This is a genomic window from Prosthecobacter sp., assembly GCF_044222345.1.
In the GTDB taxonomy this organism is placed as follows: domain Bacteria; phylum Verrucomicrobiota; class Verrucomicrobiia; order Verrucomicrobiales; family Verrucomicrobiaceae; genus Prosthecobacter.
Map to the genome: position 1 here is coordinate 1 of NZ_JBGANL010000128.1, position 4,430 is coordinate 4,430.

Consider the following 4,430-nt stretch of genomic DNA (forward strand, 5'->3'; position numbering starts at 1 on the left):
GGTGATAAGCATAGGCCCCAGTCATGCTGTTTGGATAACTGACAGTGTTGACGCGACTCGTGGCACCCACATAGGAAATGATGCAGCTTCCCAGCGGACTCGTCGTGGAAACCGTGCGCCCGAGTTCGTCATAACTTTGCGTCTCTCCCACACCATTCACGGTATGGCCCAAGCGCCGCCCCAACTCATCGTAAGTGTGGGTGATGGTGTCATTGGTCAGTGGCCCATCTTCCGAAGCGAGCGTCCCTGCGCCCAGCGTGCCAGGCGCGATGGCGTAATAGCCATAGGACGTGGTTCCCGTGCCATCCGTCATGGAGGTCTTGCGTGGGAAATAGTTATCGTACGTGTAGGACACGCTCGGCGTGGCAACCGTGGCGTTGGTGTAGGCGACGCTGGCAACCGAATCGTCCATATTGTAGGTCATCGTCTTGACCTGCCCTTTCTCATCCGTCACAGACAGCAACCGGCCAGAGAACGGCTCGTAGGCATAGGCGATGGTGGAGCCGTCTGGATAAATCTTGCTGGTCACCCGGCTCGCCACATCATGCTTCCAAGTGGTGATGCGGTTCAGCGGATCGATAAGCTGTTTCACATCGCCGCAGCGGCAGTAGGTGTATTGCGTGGTGCGGCTGGCGGGATCGGTCACGCTGATCAACTGGCGGAGGCTGTTATACACGAAACTCGTTATCCGTCCCAACCTGTCGCGTTTGGTCTGCGGATCGAGCGCCAGGAAAGTGGTCTCTGTGTACGTGCCGTCAGGGAATGTGACTCGAGTCACCCGATCGAGATTGTCATAGGTATAGGTGAGGAAATAACCATCTGGGCCCGTCACACTCGCCACGCGGCCAACGGCATCGTAGTCGAACGTGATCACGTCTGAATTGCCAGCCAGAGCGCCATCGATGGTTTGTACGCGGCCCTTGCGCTGCTTCCCTGCCGCGTCGGCACTGTAGTAGGTGTAGGTGGTGGTTTCATTCTTCGCATTCTTTACGGAAGTCGTCTGGCCACTGGCATTGTAGGTGTAAGTGGTTGTCTGCCCGGCGGCGTCCGTCGTGGTGAGCGGCAGATGCTGGGCATTCCAAGTGTTACTCGCCAGCGTGACGGGTCCGCCCGCAGTCTGCTGCGTCACGGTGAGCAAGTCCTGATTATTCCCTGCATAGGTGTATTGGGTGATGCGGCCCAGCGCGTCTGTGATCGAGGTGACATTGCCCAGCGCATTGTAGGTGTACTGCGTCAACTGCGTGCTGCCATCATCCAGGCGTCGGCCGATTTTGGTGGGTTTGTCGATGCTTCCCGGTGCTGTGGCTCCAGTGTCTCCTGGCTGCTGATTGGGGTAGTTGTACCAAATGCGATTTTCGAGCGGCGGCTTCTCACTTTCCAGCACGCGATCCGCTTGCGTGAAGTTCGAGGTATGCTGCCAGTGATACACGCGCGCCTTGCTGTAATCGGCTGGGTATTCCTTCCACGCCTTCTTGGTCCAATAGTACGAATTCCTGGCGTACTGGAAGGTGTTCGAGATAGTGATACCGGTTGGCAAGGTATTGGCAGGGTCACTGTTGGGCTGAACATTGCCATTCTCATTGAATTCCAGCACTTCCATGTCTCCCTGCGGATCGGTGGCTGTGAGGCGCCGCGTGCGGCCGGAGTCCAAGGTGGTGAAGGTGGTGGTGCCGTAGGGCGTGGTGAGGGTGTTGATGAAGTCGCCGCTGCCGCTGTAGGTGAACTGGGATTCGATGCCGATGACATCGCGAATCTTGATGAGCCGGCCGCTTCCATCGTAAAAGAATTCAGCGAATCTGCCGAAAGGATCGGTGACCTTCGTGATCTTGTAGCTGTCGGTGGGATGGTCGTAGGAGAAGGTGGTGACCTGGCCGATGGCATCGGTTATCTGGGTGATCCGGAACTGTCCGTCATAGGACAGGTTGGTCACATTGCCTGCGGAATCGATTTGCTGCGTTTGAAATATCTTTCGCGGCGCGACACTACTGCCATCGGACAAACCAAACACCTCCTTCGAGCCATCTGGATACGTGACCTCATAACGCAGCGGTGAGGTAGATGTGCGCTGCAGCACGCTCTGCGATGTGTATTCCGGCGAAAATGATTGCGAGCCGGAATCGTAACCACTGAAGCGGCGAGTGCCGCCACCGGGGGCTGCTTGGGAAGCCGAAGCCGGGGCCGCGGGGTCATCCGTGATATAGCTCAGCCAGTTGAAGGTCCACTTTGGTCCCATGTTGGAGTAGTTGAAATTGCTCGGCTGACCGGCCTCGCGCTGGTTATAGGTGACGGCAAAATGAACTCCCGGCCCATAGGGCGGATCATAGCCCACCGGTGTATCCGTAATGTGCAGGCTGACCAGCATGGAGTGCATGGCGTATGTGGCCATCGCACAGCATCCACCCTCATTTCCGCCGCTGGCCTGCTCCTCACACTCGGTGCAATCGGGGTTGTTACTGGACGTTGCTCCCTTGCCAAAGTTGTTACTGGACGTTGCTCCCTTGCCAAACACTTTGGCGGCATCTTCGGCCCCGACGACAGACCAGCCCGTCGGAAGCGGGCCTTCGGGCACAAGAAAATAGCCGCTGGCTTCGGTTTCGAGAGCTTCCGGGCTGTGCCACGTCGCGTTCTCAAACGTGGGGTCTTCACTCAAGTAGCGGCCATTCTCCAACTTCATCAGTGCCGCGTAATGACCGGCCTTCCAGTGGATCACACTCGGCATGATCAAGGCAGCACCTGGGGAGCGCCGCGCGGCTTGGTAATTCAAGCCCACTCGGCGGGAAATGTCCGCCACCTCAACCAACGAGATGCCTTCCAAGGTGGATCGGGAGTCAACAATCGCAGGCGCAACTTGAAGCGTCGATTTTTGCGAGGCAAGAATTCGACTCAAAGCCAGAGGTCCGCAGCGGAACGCCTTCTCAGGATGCGTCTCCATGAGTGTTGCACCTTCCCTGCCCGCAGTGATCAACTCCGTGGATTGTCCGATGAACTGCCTGGTTTCCACGGCCTTGAGAAACGCCTTCAACTCCGAGTAACGCCCCAGCCTCGCCAGCATCTTCGTGTATTCACCCGCGGCGCGGTCGGCCAGCGCTTTGGCCTTGAGATCGGTGGCATTCTTTCCCACCTCCCACGCTGCCAGGTAAGCAGGCATGGTCTTCGAGAAGTAGCCAGCGCTGTAGTAGAGCAGACCGAGATTCGTTTGCACGGCGACGAACCATGGCGATTGCGGATGTGCCACCACGAACTGCTCCAGCGCGGAGAAATCGTCGGACTTCTGCCGCTCCTCGAAGGTAGCAAGCGCGTCCATCAAGGATTGATTGTCCGCCGCGGTCGGCGCAGCGCCAATCGGAACAAGAGGTTCTGGAAGCTTTCGCATCGCGAAGATTTCATCCACGGACAGCGGACTCGATTTTGCAGTTCCTCCAGTAAGAGATGAAACGGTCAGAACCAAAACCGCGAAAGCGGCGCGTCGGTGGGAGCACAGGGACGACTTCATAATCCCGAAAAGTGGGTTTCAACCAAACCGGCTCCATTTGCGCCGATGCCCTGCACAGAGTCAACGACAAAAAGGTTGAACGCCGCCAGCGTGCATGGTGTCGCCGACGACCCAGTGATGCGCCGCCACATCAGCAGCGTGGGAGTAATCGGGTCTAGCCAGCGACTCTCACCACGGTCGGACTCCAGGAGCTCTGGCCGCCTTTGCCGCCGATGGTGGCGACGCGGAAGAGGTAGGAGGTGCCGGGGATCATGTCGGTGAAAACGTACTTCGGCTTGCTGGCGATGAGGGTGGTCCAGGCGGGGTTGGGGTCGCCCCTTTTGCCCTCGGCGTATTGGAGAAGGTAGCTGCGGTTCTTCTTCACGGCACCCCAGGTGAGTTCCATGGAGCCGGCGTTTTGGCCGAGGGTGACGGTGAGGCTGGAGGGCGGGCTCAGAAGACCGACGGGTGTGGGCGTTTTTTGGGTGGCAAGGCCGGCGGCAGCGATGCCGGTGGAGTCGCCTTTGCTCATGATCTGGACGCCGGCAATCCTCATGCGAGTGCCGTTCTCGAGGGCGGCGCGTTTTTGGTCCGGGCGGAGGGTGAACCCGTTTTCCCCTTATCTTGTCACCCGCAGCCTCACAAAACGCTGGCCGCCGCTGCCAGCGGAAAGGATTGCCTTAACGTTTTGCACTGCGCTATCTTCCGATAAGATCGATTCCGTGATCCCTGTCGTGGTCCAACTCAGCGGCGACAGATCGTCACTCCATTCCACCGCGAATGTGACGCCTTCGCTCATCGCGGTCTTGGAGCGGGTGTAGGTGAATTCGATGTTGGCGCCATTGCGCACGGCCTGACCGGGCATGGTGCTCGCGGTGGTGGGATTGAGATTGGTGCCGAATTCGAGCAGGTTGACGATGCCGTCCAAGTCGGCATCGGCCGTATCGGCGGCGTTGCC

Annotated in this window: 2 protein-coding genes and 1 pseudogene; all 3 read right to left on the minus strand. The window is 58.6% G+C overall.

Features of this window, described 5'->3' with window-relative positions; genetic code table 11:
* Positions 1-3,304: cysteine peptidase family C39 domain-containing protein (locus ACILSL_RS26930; RefSeq protein WP_395735166.1), on the minus strand; the 3,304-nt coding region annotated here is incomplete at its 3' end.
* Between the two features lie 343 nt (positions 3,305-3,647).
* Entirely contained in the window at positions 3,648-4,028 is a 381-nt protein-coding gene (locus tag ACILSL_RS26935) for a fibronectin type III domain-containing protein (protein WP_395735167.1), read from the minus strand.
* 63 nt (positions 4,029-4,091) lie between these two features.
* A pseudogene (locus ACILSL_RS26940) lies at positions 4,092-4,430 on the minus strand (hypothetical protein); the annotation flags it as partial.